Below are 15,966 nucleotides of genomic sequence, written 5' to 3' on the forward strand. Positions count from 1 at the left end.
AGCGTCATCGAGATCGGTCGCGAGGCGTGATCGAAGGTCGCCGGCGCACGTACGTGTGCGCGGGATGCGCGTCGTACGCGATGGTACCCGTGCTCGGCGCCTCGATTCGGCGCGGTACGTCGTTCGGAGCCGGTTCCTCATCGGGGTGGGGAAGCGGTGCTGCGAGCAGCTCAGGCGCGTTCGAGATGAACGCCATCTGGCGCGCCGACCAGACCGCGTTACCGCGTCGGTCGTACGCGATGACGGAACGCTGGCCGCGATCCTCGACGCCCGTCGGCATGCCAGCAGCACGTGCGTCAACCGCCGCGAGGACCTCGGGGTACTCGGGATGACCGAGATCGCCGCTGCGCACGTCATCACTCCAGTCGAGACCGGAGTAGTCGTCGTAGTAATAGCGGACGTCGACGAGGACCGGCGGCGTATTCTCGTCCAGCCCCGTCGCGCCCGCCGCGAGCAGGGCGATCGGTTGCTCGCCGCGCATCGGCGATGATTCGGTGCAGCTCACGTACTGCTCGCCGACGAGCCGCCCGCCGAGATCGTAGAAGAAGTTCTGGCCGCATCCGCGCGGATCGCGCACTGCCGCGAGATCGCCGACGCGGTTGAACAGATAGCGCCAGCTCCGATTCGCGGCCGTTCGCGTCGATCTCCGCGAGTCGGTGTCGGGATCCGCGCTGGTCCAGCGGCGACCGATGGAGTCGTAGGTGAACGTACGGGCAACTGTCGTCGCATCGCGGGCGGGGACACTCGCCGGGCGCGTGATCGAGGCGGTGCGCTGCGTGCGCGCGAGCGCGAGCACGGCGCCGTCCTGGCGGTACCACGTCCAGAGTCGATATTGCTCGTCAGCGCCGGTGTCGGGGTCTCGATTGCGCAGGATCTGATCGATCACGCGGCCGTGGCCGTCGACGCGCGCCGTGGTGCACGTGCGGTAGTGCGGAGACGAGTGGTCGTTGTCGAGCGGGTCGCAGACGTCGGTCGAGAGCGCGTGATGGCTCGTCCAGACAGTCGAGCCGTCTTCCGCGATCACGCCGCGCGCGCGACCGAACGCGTCGTATCGAGTGACGGCGTACGGAATGTCCGCGGGCAGCGCGACGACGGCCGCAAAGTCATTCTCGGATCCGTCGTAGAAGTCCGACTGGTAAGTCCGGCGGACCGAGCCCTTCTGGTCGAAGGTCGTGATCCCGCTGCGCACCCACGCGTGGGTCTCGTCGCCGGTCGCGAGCGCGGCGCGCGGGCGGCCGAGACCGTCGACGTAGCCGATGCCTTCGATGGGATTCGCGGGCGAGCAGTCCGCCGCGTTCCGCAGGACCGTGGTGGTGCGAACACGCGAGAGTGGCGCGTTCTCGGGATCGCTCGTGAGCTCGTAGCGGATCAGTGTGGTCGGAAGGCCGTCGGGGCAGCCTGCGACGGCCGGCGGGATCGCGGCGACGGGACGGCCGAAGCCGTCGTAGCGCATCGCCGAGATCTCGTGGTTCGGCGCTTCCGCGCTGAGCAGGAGCGCCAGGCCGCGATCCCACACGCCGGCGGTCTCGAGGTACGCATCCGGCGCGCGCCCGACCCAGGCTCGTTCGACGAGTGCGAGCTGAGCGAATCGTGCGTCGCGGGTGACGGTTCCGAACCGAAGACACTGAGCCGGCGGCGCGGTGGCGGCGACGCCGCCGAGATCGCCACCTGCGCACTGCGCGATCGGCTGTCCCCAGGCGTCGTATGCCACCGATGCGCTGACGTTCCGGCGCGCATCGGCGATGTCGTATCCGAGCGCGCCGCCTTCATCGGACGACTCGCCGCCGAACTCGAGCGTCGGCACGCCGGTAACGGTGGTGACGGTGTGCTGAGGGTCGCCTGCCGCAGTGAAGTCGTCGACATCGATGGTGGTCTCACCGAGTCGGAGCCCGGAGGGACCATCGACCCAGCTGCGGCGAGTCCGCCATGTCCAGGTCCCCAGCCGAACGACCTCGGCGTGCGAGACGATCGGTGAATCGACGGCGGACAGACCTCCATCGACTTCGACCGCACCGTGCGCGGTCTGCTCCAGGACGTGACCGAGGTTGTCGACACGGTCATAGGTCGTCCGGATCCGTGCCCAGCGCGCACCGCGAATCGGCACCTCACGTGTCCGGCTGGATGTGACGTCGCCGTCGGTGCCTGACTCGCGGTACTCGACGTCGGTGAGCGTGACTCGTGCGTCCGTCAACGGAGTGAACGGAGTCGTGTCGTATCGAATCTCGTTCGCCTCGACGACATACGCGTAGTCGATCGGCCGACCATCGAGCCCATCGGCGAGGTGACGCACTGCGAGGGTGGCGTGCGCGGACGCGAGATACCGCCCTTCGTCATCGAGCGTCTCGGTGAGGCACTCGCGGCCTTTGAGCGCCTCGTCGGGGTTGTGCTCGAGACGCTCTGCTGCGATCGCTTGCGAACGACGGCCCTGCTGGAACCAGGTGCGCGTGATCGTCGTCGGGTTGTTCCAGTCGCCGATGGCCCAGGAGTCCGTGACGCCGAAGCCGCGGAACTCCTGCTCGATGCCTTCGTAGTAGGCATCGTGGTAGTGCAGGCGCTGCGTCGCGCGCTGCGGGTCGAGACCGTAGACGTCCATCCGGTCCGTCGTGGTGATCGAGCGGACGACCGTGGAGATCACGGGCGACCCACCGGAGCGATGCGTCAGCAGGCGCTCACCAGGGTCACCGGGCTGGTTCCACGTGAAGCAGTTGCGCGTGTCGCCGGTCGCGCACGCCTGGAGGTCGCGCAGGTAGTCGACTGCGCTCGTCTCGTACTGCAGCTCGGTGCGTGCGCCGAGGCCGTTCTCGACGCCGACCAGAAGCCGCGGCCGGAGCCCACCGACGAGATCGATGTATCTCCACCCGTGCGCCGTGCCGTAGACGACATCGACGGTGCCCGACCCGTCGATGTCGACCAGGCGAATGCGATTGGCGAATCCCGGATTCGCCGGCACGCCGCGCACGATGATGCGCTGAGCGAACGCGCGCCCCGCGCGATTGAGCCACACGTCGATAGCGTCGAAGCGGACCTGCACGACGTCGTCGGTGCCGTCCGAGTCGATGTCCGCGAGGTACACGCCCGCCAGCTCGGTGTTGATCTCGGCCGGCGGAGTCGTCATTTCGATGTGACGATCGCTGGTCAGGCCCGGCGCACACCCACGCGTGCCGATACCGAAGCTGCCGTCACCGCGACCGGGCCAGTAGATCACGCGGCCACGGCGAATGCGCACGAGGTCTTGCAGCCCGTCGCCGTTCATGTCGCCGAGGCGCGACTCGGGATCTTCGAAGTCGTAGACGGTGCCCGCGACCGGCAGGCACGAGCGCACCGGAGCCGTGCTCAGCGTGGCAGTCTCACCGCGCCACGAGTACGACCCGAATCGCCCTTCCCCGCGGTCGAGCCAGCCGAGGTTGAGCCACGTCTGGATCTCGGTGCCCGTCGTGCGAACGACGTCGATCAGGTGGTCGTTGTTGACGTCGAGCACCTGGATGTGCGCGCCGTCGCGGCCGAGATCGATGCGCGGGTCCGCGTCGGTGGTGGGCAGCTGAATCTGCTCGTAGCTCCACTGCCAACCTTGCGCGCCCGGCGAGTACTCGCCCTCGTGGTCGGGCGAGCGAGTCGGCGAGAACCAGCCGTACGTGCGCTGCCGCGGCATGTGGAGCAGGTCGCTGCGCCCATCACCGTCGATGTCCATCGGCGCGACGTTCGGATTCGACAGCGCCATGACGCCGTCCATCCCCGGTGGGACAGCGACCGGAACTGCCGCGCTGAATTGCGCTGCGGTCTGCGCCGGTGCTGCTCCAGTACCACGGAATCCGTTGAAGAACACACCCGCTGCGGGGCGCCCGTCGCGCGTCCGATAGCGCGCGGGATCGGTCACGACGAGGTCGGGCAGACCATCGGAGTTGACATCGAACAGATCGCTGCGTGCCTCGTCGACGGAGTGCGGCGGGCTGCCGATCACGTCGTGCACCGTCCCATCGAGCGCGCTCGGCACGGACGTGTAGTCGAAGCGCATCGCAGGGAGCATCGGACCCACGGGGCTCGCGCTCAGGCTGCGCTCGGACACCGGCGCACCGAGCACCCGCACGCCCCACTCGTTCGCGGCGTCGGGGCGCCCCTCGAGCTGCACCGCAGTGAGCATCGAGTGGAATCCTGCGTTCGAGTACGAGAGGTGATATCGGCGCACCAGCGCGCGCTCGCCGAGGTCGTCGTCCCACGCGGTCACCACCACGCGCGCGAGTCGCCGCGGCGTCGCGATTCGCCATCCACTCACCCACGTGTCGAAGACATCGAGGCGCGCCTCGTACTCGAATGCGACGCGCGACGCGTATGAGGCCAGGCTCTCCGAGCATCCCGCGTTGTCGTCCGCGGAACCGACCGCACACGCGTGCGGCGAGACATACGTGACGTCCTGGAGGTACGCGTTGTTGTCGAACTGCTGATATCGATACCAGACGGGCGAGCCGTGCGAGTCGGCCATTCGCGTCAGCATCCAGCGATAGACGCGATTCGGCGCGCTCGGGTCGCGCTCGAGCGCGTTCACCGAGCCGCTGACGATCTCACTCGGCCCGGCGCTGACGCGCCCGAAGTCGAAGCGACTGCCATCCTTCGAGAGCACGACCCAGCGCGTGAAGTCGGGGGCACGGAAGAAGCGCATGAATCCGCCCTCGACCCGAGCGCGGTATTCTTGCCACTCCCCATTCACGCCGTCGGGGAACGTCGCAGTCGCGCTCGCCGACTCCATGTCGACTCGCGCCATCGCGGTCGAGTCGACCGGCACGAGCTCCTGACCGCCGTTGTAGATGAAGCGGTCCTCACCTCGATGCCATCGCTGCTGGTCGTCGTACTGCGGCACGCCACGATCGACCTGGCGCGAGATGAACGGGGCCGAGAGCGACCATCCGAAGCCGACGGGTCCGTTTCCGCCGCTCGTCGCGTACGCCAGCGAGAAGCTCGGCTGCACCCCCGAGCGACCCGGCGCGACCGCGATCGGCACGCCGATGCTCCCGGTGCCGGAGCTCAGGTTCGGCGTGAACGACTCGCCCATGCCGTCGATCGAGCCCTCGGCCGTCGGCAGCGAGATCGCCTGCGGATTGACCGCCGTGCGCGTGTCGCCCCCCGGGAGCGCGAGCGGCGCGCCGCTCGACGTCTCGCTCGGAGGCGGTCCTTCGTACTCCGCTTCCCTGTCGAGCTCGACGTCCTCGAGGTGCGCCTCGTCGAGCTCGGGCTGACGGTCGTACGCGGCCTCGCGAATCGCGCGCTGCTCCTCCTCCGAGATCTCGATCTGCTGCGCATGCGCGACGCGCGGAGCGAGCGGCGTCCAGAACAGCAAGCACGCGAGCGTCGCGGACAGCGCTCGAGCAACGAGCGAGTGCGTGCCCGTCGCCGACGTCCGGTGCGAGGACCTCCGATCGCGTCGCGCGAAGCGGCTCCAGACCATCGCGAAGACGAAGCCAACCCGCGTACGGGCTGGTCGGCTGATCGCGCGGAGGTGCGCACCAGCGGTGCTCGGGCGTGCGGGCATCGGCCGATTGTTCGGCGTCGCCTCGGGGCCGCGCACCCCCTTCGAGGGGGGAACGTGGGCCCGCCGCCGACGATCAGTCTCGAGGGCCCGCCTCCGGCGCGACGCTCGGCCTGATGGGTCCACGAATGCGCGCGCGACGTCGACACGCGCCTCGTCGGGCGCTCGGCCGGGACGCTCCCGTGCGCGCACGAGCACGCGAGGACGGGCAGGACGATTTCACTTGCCCGGCCTGGATTTGAAATCCAGTCGCGGCAACTCCACTCGCCCTGCCCTGGATTTCAAATCCAGTTGCGGCAACTCCACTTGCCTTGCCCTGGATTTCAAATCCAGTTGCGGCAACTCCACTTGCCCTTCCCTGGATTTCAAATCCAGTTCGGGCAACTCCACTTGCCCTTCCCCGGATTTGAAATCCTGCTCGGGCAACCCCACTCGTCCCGGCGCGCCCTGGGATCATCGCGCGGCGATCGCGATCGCCCGCGCGCCGTTTCACCGCCTTCGACGACGTTGCGGCTCGTCTACGGACGCCTCCTGGGCTCGCGGGCGGGTTCTCGGTGCCCGAGGGCCGCCGCGGCCGTCGATCACGACGACCCGGGTGATGTCGCACGACCGCCGCGGTGGTACGGCATCGAGGCACCCGCCGGCGGTGGCGCTTCCGCGTCCGCCGCGATACGCCCGTCCCCGTGGCTCAGACCGATCGTGCCGCCGTCGTCCAGGGCGACCGCTCCGTGCTGCTCGAGGTCGACCATCCGGGCTACGAGGCCGCGCGCCAGATCCTCGCGCGCTTCGCGGAGATCGAGAAGTCGCCCGAGCACGTGCACACGTATCGGCTCTCCGATCTCGCGCTCTGGAACGCCGCGTCGGCGGGGGCGCGCGCCGACGAGGTGATCGAGGGGCTCCGCGCGATCTCGCGCTACGACGTGCCGGCGAGCGTCGAGCACGAGATCCGCGATCGCATGGCGCGACACGGGGTGTGCTCGCTGCACGATCACCCGAGCGATCCCGCGCTGCTGCGCCTCGCGGTGCGGGAGCGCTTCGTGCGCGAGCGGCTCGCCGGGGACAAGAAGGCGGGCGCGATCCTGCGCCCCGCGCCCGACGGGTTCGTGCTCGACGTCGCGCACCGTGGGCTCGTCAAGCAGACGCTGCTGGGCATCGGCTATCCGGTCGACGATCGCGCCGGGCTGGTCGCGGGCGCGCCGCTTCCGATCGCGACGCGCGACGACGTGTTCACGCCGTACCCCTATCAGCGCGCGGCCGTGGACGCGTTCGTCGCGGCGGGCTCGCACGGCGTCGTCGTGCTGCCGTGCGGCGCGGGCAAGACGGTGGTCGCGATGATGGCGATGGCCGCGCTCGGCGTGCGCACGCTGGTGCTCACGAGCGGGCGCGAGGCGGGCGATCAGTGGCGCCGCGAGATCCTCGCCAAGACGACGCTCGGCGAGCACGACGTCGCGGTGTACAGCAGCGCGCGCAAGTCGATCGCGAGCGTGACGATCAGCACCTACGCGATGCTCGCGCAGAAGGGCGGCACCGGGCCGACGCGACACACGCACTTCGATCGCCTGGCGAGCGAGCCGTGGGGCCTCGTGGTCTACGACGAGGTGCACCTGCTGCCCGCGCCGGTCTTCCGGCTCACCGCCGAGCTCCAGGCGCGGCGCCGGCTCGGCCTGACCGCGACGCTGGTGCGCGAGGACGGACGCGAGGGCGACGTGTTCGCGCTGATCGGTCCCAAGCGCCACGACGTGCCGTGGCGCGAGCTCGAGAAGAGCGGGCACATCGCGACCGCGACGTGCTTCGAGCTGCGCGTGCCGCTCCCCGCCGCGCTGCAGCTCCCTTACGCGCACGCCGAGCGCCGCGAGCAGCCGCGCATTGCGGGCGAGAACCCGCTGAAGCTCTCGGTGCTGAGGCAGCTCGCGGAGCGGCACGCGGGCGATCGCCTGCTCGTGCTCGGCAGCTTCGTCGAGCCGCTCGCTGCGGCCGGCGCGCTCCTCGGCGCGCCGGTGATCACCGGCGAGACCGCGCACGCCGAGCGCGAGCGCGCGTACGCGGACTTCCGCAGCGGGCGCATCCGGCGCCTCGTGCTGTCGAAGGTCGGCAACTTCGCGATCGACCTGCCCGAGGCGAACGTGCTGGTGCAGCTCAGCGGGACGATGGGCTCGCGCCAGGAAGAAGCGCAGCGTCTCGGCCGCGTGCTCCGGCCCAAGCCGGGTGGCGCGACGTTCTACACGCTCGTGACGCGCGACACCGTGGAGCAGGAGAACGCGCTGCACCGGCAGCTCTTCCTGACCGAGCAGGGCTACCGCTACTTCATCGAGGACTGGACCGGCGACGACGATGGCGAAGCGAACGAAGCACGCGGGCCCGTCACGCTCCACTGACGAGCTCTATCGCACGATCCCTTTCGAGGAGATCGCGCACGAGGTCCTGCCGGTGGTGGGCCGCGCGCTCGGGCTGCCCGAGGACGCACGCAAGGCCGCGAAGAAGATCGCCGACCCGGCGTGGATCGACGCGCGGCTCGCGGCGGTGCCCGGCGTGGCGCTGGGCGTGCTCGAGATCCTGGTCGAGGCGGGCGGCGCGACGTCCGCGGAGCTGCTCGCGCAGGAGGCGAGACGCCGTCTCGGGCTCGACGAGGATCAGATCGCGTCGCTGCACCACGCGCTGCAGCCGCAGCTCCTCGCGATCGGGCTGCACGTCAGGACCCATCCCGTCCTGCCTCCGACGCTCGAGGTCGCGCTGATCGACGAGATGGCGCCCCACATCGCGAGCCGCGTCAGCGGGATCACGCTGCCCACGCCGCCTGCGCCCGACGCCGACGAGCCCTCGCTGCCCGACTCGTCGCTCCGCGATCTCGTCGCGCTGCTGGCGACGAGCGCGCACGTGCCGCTGCGCGTGAACAAGAACGCGACGGTCAACATGACGTCGTGCAAGAAGCTCGCGCTCCTGCTCGGCCGTCCGGAGCAGGACGTCGCGGTGCAGATCGACGCGGCGATCGCGGACGGGCTGCTCGGCGCGCAAGGGACGCTGCTCGCGCCGCGGCTCGAGGCGCTGCGAGCGCTCGCGTCGGGGGCGCGCGCGTGGGCGCCTTCGTCGGTGTCGAGCGTGGTGTCGACGTGGGTGCCGCACGATCGCTGGATCGCACGCGAGTCGGTGGTGCGAGCGCTGGTGGCGCACTGGAGCGAGGCGATCCCCGACGAGCAGATCGATCTCTTCGCGCTGCGCCGTCGCGCCGTGTCGGCGGTGGAGCAGGTCGCGCTCACGACGCGCACCCACGAGGAGCACGTGTTCGTGCGACGCGCGCCGTCCGGGATCGCGCGCGGCTCGGGCGACGGGCACGTCACGCCGAGCTTCGAGGTGATGCTCGGGCCGGCGGCGGATCCCGAGTTGGCGCTGGTCATCGCGCTCGCGACCGAGCCGGTGCGCTTCGATCGGGTGCTCACCCGACGCATCACGCCGGCGTCGATCTCGGCGGCGCTCGCGCTCGGTCTGAGCGCGCAGGAGATCGAACGCGCGCTGGAGCAGGTCGGGAGGCACGGCGTCCCCGACAACGTGCGCGCGATGGTCGCGGACTGGGCGAAGAGCGCCCGGACCGCGACGGTGCGTCAGGTCTCGATGATCGAGACGTCGTCGGCCGAGGCGGCGGACGCCGCGGCGCGTGCGCTCGGCTCGAAGGTCGTCGCGCGCCCCTCGCCGACGCTGCTGTTGATCGACGGCACGCCGGCGTCGCTCGAGTCGGCGCTGCTGAAGGCGGGCGTGAGGGTCGCCGGGGCGATCGCCCCGCTCGCCGAACGATCGTCGTTCGATCGGATGGACGCGACGCTCGCACCGCCCTCGTGGCTGGGCGCGCAGCCGTCGCCCGAGCTGCGCGCGCGCATCCAGGATCGCACCGGCCTCGCGGCGACGCGGGACTTCGCGCCGGCGCGGGCGCTGCGCAGCGCAGCAAAGGATCACGTGGGTCCCGTGAGCCGCTTCCTCGAGCTCGCGGCGAAGCTGTGGACGGCGGCGACCCGAGAGCTGCACGAGTGGGCGAAGGCGCTGCCCGACGACGACGGCCTCGACGTGCTCGATCACGCGATGTCGATGCCCCTCGACTTCGTCCCGTGGATCGCGCGCGTGCCGCGGGAGCGGAAGCGGATCCTGGATCGCGTGAAGGACCTCGATGGGCTGCTCGAGGCGCTGCACGCCGAGCCGCCGCCCGCCGCGAGCCTCACCGCCGACGGACGCGACTTGTTGCGGCAGATGGGCTCGCGCGACGTGTTGTCCGCGCTGGGCCGCCCCGCGCTGGAAGGAGCGACGACGCGCGATCCCGAGCCGCCGCTGGCACCGGGCGCGCGCCCGCGGGCGCAGGACTTCCCGGTGCAGGATCGCGTCGCGCTGCGGCGCACGCTCGACGAAGCGATCGCCGCGCAGCGCGCGATCTGGGTGCGTGTCTCGAGCAAGTCGCAGGGCGAGCGCGTCGTGTCGCTCACGCCCGAGCGCGTGCTCACGCGCGGCAACGAGGTGACGTTGCTCGGCACCGACGTGGAGAGCGGCGACGGCCGCTCGTTCCCGCTGGCGAACGTGCTGGCCGTGCGCCTCCACGGCTAGCCGAAGATCACTCCGCCGCGCGCTGCGCGGCCGCGGCGCGCGCCTCGTCGCCGAGCGCGCTCCACTGCGCGTGCGCGAGCGTGAACGACTGCCGCGCGCGCGTCGTGTCCTGCGCGTCGAGCCACAGACGACCGGCGAGCTCGGCGGCGCTCGCGATGTCGGGATCGATCATCGAGGTCTCCGCGAGCAGCGGCTCGGCGGCCTCGCGGTGACGATCGAAGAGCGCGCCGTCGCGGCTCCCCGCCGCGCACGGAAGGAGCAGCGCGTGGGTGTAGCCGAGATAGCCGCGCTGCCTTCCCTTCTCGAGCTGCGCGAGCGCGCCCTCGAGCTCGCGGCGCGCGCCCTCGAGATCACGACGCGTGATCAGCACGAGCCCGAGGTTCATGCGGCCGATGAACGTCGCCTTCGATCCGATCGTGCCCTGGATGCGCAGCACCTCGCGGTAGCCGCGCTCCGCGCTCTCGAGGTCGCCCTCGTAGCGCGCGACCTCGGCGAGGCCGTTCACCGAGTGCGCCAGATTCCCCTGGTTTCCGAGGCGCTCGAAGATGTCGCGCGCCTGCGCGTAGTACGACTTCGCGTCGCTCCAGCGCTGCGCTGCGCGATGCAGGTTGCCGAGCCCGAGCAGACAGCTGCCGCGCCCCGACGCGTCCTCGAGCACCTCGAAGAGCGCGAGCGCGCGCTCGTAGAGCTCCATCGCGCGATCGACCGTGCCCTGCTGACGCGCGACCGCCGCCATCGCGAGCAGCGTGCGCGCGTTGCCCACCGAGTCGTTCAGGCGATCGAAGAGCCCGAGCGCAGTGCGATGACGGCTCATCGCGAGCGCGAGATCGCCCTTCTGTCTCGCGCACACCGCGAGCATCGCGATCGCCTCGGCGCGCGCCGGCACGTCGGCGGCGCGCGTCGCGAGATCGAGCGTCTGCTGCGCGACTCGCTCGCACGACTCGAAGTCCCAGTGGAGGCGGTGCGCGTCGGCGCGCACCATCGCGCCGCGCAGCGCGCGCGGATCGGTCGGCGCGATCGCGAGCGTCGCCAATGTGCGCTCGTAGTCGTCGAGCAGACCGAACGCCGCGTCGAGATCCGACGTCGCGAGCCGCGCGCGCACCGCGCGGAGGAGCGGCTCGAGCGCGCTCTCGAGATCGCCCGCGCCGAGACGATGGAACGCGAGGCGCTCGGCCGCGCCCGGCGCGTCGGGCGTCTGCTCGAGCATCGTCGCGCACGCGCGATGGAGCGTGACCAAACGATGGGTCTCGCGCGCCGCGCGCACCAGGCTCTCGCGCAGGAGACCGTGCGCGAAGGACCAGCCGCTCTCGCCGGGCACGATCATGCGGTGGAGGATCAGCGGCTCGAGCAAGTCCGCGGGGAACTCGAGGCCGAGCACCGCGCATGCGCGCGCGAACTCGTCGGCGTCGACGTCGTTGCCGAGCACCGCGGCGAGCTCGACCAGCGCGCGCGCGTGCGGCGAGCGGCTCGAGAGCACCTGATCGATGCGGCCGATCCACAACGCGTGCATGTCGTCGGGCACCGCCATGCGCGCGCCCTGACGCAGCACGAAGCCGCGCTCGCCCACCGCGAGGAGGCCCCGATCGATCCAGTCGCCGACGATCTGCAGCGCGAAGAGCGGGTGTCCCGCGACGCGCGCCTCGAGCTGTCGCGCGAGCTCCGACGAGAGACCGAGCGCGTCCTCGGCGAGCATGCGGACGTCGGAGCGCGGCAGCGGACCGACCCACGAGCTGCGGGTGCGCGGCATCGCCTCGATCGCGGCGATCGAAGCGCGCTCGCGCGGGCGCGCGTCGAGCTCTTCGTCACGCACCGTGAGCACGAAGAGCACCGGGAGATCCGGCGCGCTCTCGAGCACGTGACGCGCGAGGGCGAGCGAGGGCTCGCCCCACTGCGCGTCGTCGAGCCACACGATCAGCGGGCGCTCGCGCGTGAGGCGCGCGAAGAGGCGCGTCAGCAGCACGTGCCGCTCGCCGGGCGTGGTCGGCGCGATCGAGAGCCGCGCGTTCTCGCCGCCCTCGCCGAGCAGGATGCCGCCGAGCGCGCGCCACTCGTACGCGTCGCCGACGCCGTCCTCGCGTAGCTGCTCCTCGATGCGCGCGAGCGCGCCCTCCGCGTCGAGCGAGCCGCAGCGGAAGTGACGCTCGATCAGGCGCGCGAGGCCCTGGCGTCGATCGGGCACCGCTTGGTGCGACGTGACGAGCGTCTCCGCCGCGCCGACCTCGTGCGCGCGCTCGACGAGCCACTGCGCGAGGCGGCTCTTGCCGCACCCCGCGCTGCCGCGGAGCACCACCGCGCGCGGCGCGCGCTCGAGCCGCACGTTGCGCAGCGCCTCCCAGAGCGCGTCTCGCTCGTTCGTGCGGTCGACCATCGGCACGGTGCGGAGCGACCACAGGCCGAGCCCCGCGCCGACGAGCCGCATCGACGTGGGCTGCGCGTCCGCGCCGCGGCCCCAGTGCGCGGGCTGCGGCGGGATCGTCTCGTCGTCGCCCTCGACCGCGAGCTCGAGCAGCGGCTTCTCGCTCGACGTGGGCTCGATGCGGATCGACGCCGACTGCGGCACGCCGGGCATCGAGGGCAGCGTGTCCCAGAACGCCGCGGGCTCGATCGATCGCGGCGACGCGCTCGGCGGTGGCTCGCTCGTGGTCTCGTCGAAGCGCAGCGACGAGAGCGCCCACGCGGCATCGGCCGCGCAGCGGAAGCGATCACGGGTGCGCTTCGCGCACAGCTTCGCGAGCCACGCGTCGAGCCCGGCGGGCACCGCGATGCGCGGGCGAAGCGGAGGCAGCGGCTGCTCGAGGTGCTGATAGAAGATCGCGAGCACGTTCGAGCCGGTGAACGGCAGCTCGCCGCACACGAGCTCCCACGCGAGGATCCCGAGCGCGTAGAGATCGGTCCACGCGCCGTAGTCGCGGAAGCGACCGAACACCTGCTCGGGCGCCATGTAGAACGGCGTGCCCGAGGGCGTCTCGGTGAGGCCCGACATCTCGCCCTCGGACGACGCGCGGCGCTCCTCCTCGCGCGGCTGTGCGCGCGCGATGCCGAAGTCGCTGAGCCGCACCGCGCGATCGAGCGGTCCGTCGTCCGCGAGCAGCACGTTGCCGGGCTTGAGGTCGCGATGGACGATGCCGAGCGCGTGGGCGTGCGACAGCGCGTCGAGCAGCGCGAGCAACAGACCGCGCAGCTCGCGCCACGAGAGCGGGCGCTTCAGGTCGTCGAGCGAGCCGCGCGACGCCCACTCCATGACGAGATAAGGGCTGCCCGCGACGAGCGCGCCGCCCGACGCGCGACCGGTCTCGGGCGGGATCGCGCCGTACTCGATCACCATCGCGATGCGCGGGTGCGAGAGGCGCGCGGCGGCCTGCACCTCGCGACGGAACTCCTCGTAGTAGCGAGGGTCCTGCATCGCCTCGCCGGTCATCACCTTCACGGCGACCGGGACGCCCTGCGCGCGGTGGAAGCCGCGCCAGATCTCACCCATGCCGCCCTGCGCGACGCGGCCGTGCAGCTCGAAGGGGCCGAGCGGGATCGTGTGCATGAGCCCGCCGACGATACGCCACCGATGCGCGACGCGCAGCGTGCTCGCGCACGCCGCGTGCGATCAGCTGCGCGCGCAGAAGTCGCGCACGAGCTCGTACAGGACGCGCAGGCCCCACGCGAACCCCTCGACCGGAATCCGCTCGTCGTGGCCGTGGTACATCTTCGTGAACTCGAGCTCGCGACCGAGACGCACCGGCGAGAAGCCGTAACAGATCGCGCCGAGACGCGCGTACGCGAACGAGTCGGTGAAGCCCGGGATCATGTACGGGACCGGCACGCCGCCCGGGTCGTGCACCGCGAGCGTCGACTCGATCGCGCGATAGAGCGGCGTGTCGGTGGTGAACTCCACTCCGTCGTGCTGCTCGCGCACCGTGATGCGCAGCCCGGGGCCGATCACGCGCTGCACCTCGTCGAGGAACTCGCGCTCGGTCATGCCCGGGAGCACGCGCCCGTCGACGTGCGCGCTCGCGCGCGACGGGATCACGTTCACCTTGTGGCCCGCGTCGAGCATCGTCGGCGACGCGGTGTTGCGCAGCATCGCGTTGAGGCCCTTCGCGCGATCGGGCTCGATGCGCTGCACGATCTCGAGCAGCGTGCTCGCGAGGCGCGGATTGAGCAGCAGCGGGAGCACCTTCGACTGCGGGAACGGCGCGCCCTTCGCGATCGTGCGCAGGAAGTTCTCGACGACCGGCGAGGCGTGCTGCGGAAGGCGCGAGTCGCCGAGCGCCGCGATCGCGCGCGCGATGCGCACCACCGCGTTGCCGGGGTGCGGCATCGAGCCGTGACCGGGCTCGCCCTCGGCCGTGATCTCGAACCAGCAGATGCCCTTCTCGGCGACCTGGATCGGATAGTAACGAGCCGCGCCCATGTGCAGCGTGTGACCGCCGACCTCGTTCAGCACGTACTCGCTCTGCACGAGCTCGCGGTGCTTCTCGACGAGGAACACCGCGCCCTTGTTCGAGCCCGACTCCTCGTCCGCGACGCCCGCGAAGATGATGTCGCGATCGAGCGCGACCCTCGCGCGCTTGAGCAGCACGAGGGTCATGGCGCTCATCGTCACCATGTTCTTCATGTCGATCGCGCCGCGGCCCCAGATGCAGCCGTCGGCCTCGACGGCGCCGAAGGGATCGTGCGTCCACTTCTCGCGATCGACGCCGACGACGTCGAGGTGCCCGTTGAGCAGCAGCGGGCCCTTCCCGCTCGGGTTCTTCGCGCGGATGCGCGCGACGATCGACGCGCGCGTCGGCTCGCTCTCGACGATGGTGTGCTCGATGCCTTCGGCCTCGAAGATGCGCGCGAGGTAGTCCGCCGCGGGTCGCTCGTTGCCCGGCGGGTTCACCGTCGGGATGCGCAGCAGGGCCTTGAAGTGCTCGATCGCCTCGGCGGTGATCGCGGTCCAGTCGAGCGGCGGGTTGGGGCTCATCGCGGCGCAACGATAGGCCAGCCCTCCGCGTGGTGGAAGATCAGCCGGCGAACGGATCCACGCTGAGCTCCATCAGGAACACGAGGTCGTCGGTCGGAAGGTGCCGCTTCATGTCCGCGACCACCGCGGCGCGACGACGATCGCGCGGCGCGCCGCGATGGCGCTCCACCGACTCGGCGAACGCCTCGACGTAGCGTCGCTGCGCGGCGACCAGCGCGCGACCGCCGGGCTCGCCGTGCCCCACGTGGAGCACCGCATCGCGCGGGAGCTCGCGCTCGAGGCGCTCGAGCACCGCGAGCCACTGCGCGGCGAAGCCGTCGGCGAGATACGCGTGCATGCGCGAGTACACGAGATCACCGACGAACCACTCGCGCTCCGAGAACCGGTAGAGACTGTCTGCCGGCGACTCCGCGGGCCCGAGATCGACGACGTCGAACGCGATGCCCGCGACGCGCAGCGTCGTGCCCGGCGCGACGTCGGCATCGGGGAACACGCGCGTCGTGGGCCACTCGCCCTGCATCATCGGACCGACGATCTCGTTCTTGATCGCGTCGTCGCGCTCGATCGCGGCGCGCACCGCGGGCGTCGCGTGGATCGGCACCGGACGATCCGCGAGGATCGTCACGAGCCCGGCGTAGTGATCGGGATGCGCGTGGGTGACGATCGCGGCCCGCAGCGGCTTGCCGATCGCCGCGATCGCGTCGCGCACGAGCCGTGCGTCGGAGACGGTGAGCATGCCGTCGACGAGCACCACGCCCTCGGCGGACTCGACCAGGTGGGCGTTCACGAGCATCACGCGCCCTTCGATCCGGTGCACCTTCGTCATTCGTTCGACCTCCTCGCGGCACGATGCGAGCGCGCCGCCGAGGTGCCCAATCCGACGATCGGATGCAGCGATTCGTGCGAT

Annotated in this window: 7 protein-coding genes; 2 read left to right on the forward strand and 5 right to left on the reverse strand. The window is 71.2% G+C overall.

What is annotated here, in order from left to right; translation table 11 throughout:
- Positions 1-4 precede the first annotated feature (4 nt).
- Together DB32_RS32810 and DB32_RS47385 are read right to left on the reverse strand one after the other, a co-directional pair.
- Positions 5-5,329, reverse strand: a complete 5,325-nt coding sequence (locus tag DB32_RS32810) for a SpvB/TcaC N-terminal domain-containing protein (protein ID WP_169791633.1) — start codon at positions 5,327-5,329, stop codon at positions 5-7.
- Between the two features lie 408 nt (positions 5,330-5,737).
- Positions 5,738-5,944 carry a hypothetical protein gene (locus DB32_RS47385; RefSeq protein WP_157069665.1) on the reverse strand — a complete coding sequence of 69 codons (207 nt, stop codon included), beginning with the start codon at positions 5,942-5,944 and terminating at the stop codon, positions 5,738-5,740.
- Positions 5,945-6,201: 257 nt separating this feature from the next.
- On the opposite strand from DB32_RS47385, the gene DB32_RS32815 reads away from it, so the two are divergent.
- Together DB32_RS32815 and DB32_RS32820 are read left to right on the forward strand one after the other, a co-directional pair.
- Complete coding sequence (locus tag DB32_RS32815; protein WP_053236601.1) at positions 6,202-7,893, forward strand: DNA repair helicase XPB; 1,692 nt, start codon at positions 6,202-6,204, stop codon at positions 7,891-7,893.
- A complete protein-coding gene (locus DB32_RS32820; protein ID WP_053236602.1) occupies positions 7,850-10,099 on the forward strand; it encodes a helicase-associated domain-containing protein in 2,250 nt (749 codons plus the stop codon). Before DB32_RS32815 ends, DB32_RS32820 begins: the two co-directional genes overlap by 44 nt.
- 7 nt (positions 10,100-10,106) lie before the next feature.
- On the opposite strand, the gene DB32_RS32825 is transcribed toward DB32_RS32820, so the two are convergent.
- From DB32_RS32825 to DB32_RS32835, 3 genes are all read right to left on the reverse strand, one after another.
- On the reverse strand, positions 10,107-13,634 hold the full coding sequence (locus tag DB32_RS32825; protein WP_053236603.1) for a serine/threonine-protein kinase: 3,528 nt from the start codon (positions 13,632-13,634) through the stop codon (positions 10,107-10,109).
- Positions 13,635-13,697: 63 nt separating this feature from the next.
- Positions 13,698-15,059, reverse strand: a complete 1,362-nt coding sequence (locus tag DB32_RS32830; RefSeq protein WP_053236604.1) for a M20/M25/M40 family metallo-hydrolase — start codon at positions 15,057-15,059, stop codon at positions 13,698-13,700.
- 40 nt (positions 15,060-15,099) lie between these two features.
- Entirely contained in the window at positions 15,100-15,885 is a 786-nt protein-coding gene (locus DB32_RS32835; RefSeq protein ID WP_053236605.1) for an MBL fold metallo-hydrolase, read from the reverse strand.
- Positions 15,886-15,966: the final 81 nt, after the last annotated feature.

It is taken from the genome of Sandaracinus amylolyticus (genome assembly GCF_000737325.1).
Classification (GTDB): domain Bacteria; phylum Myxococcota_A; class Polyangia; order Polyangiales; family Sandaracinaceae; genus Sandaracinus; species Sandaracinus amylolyticus.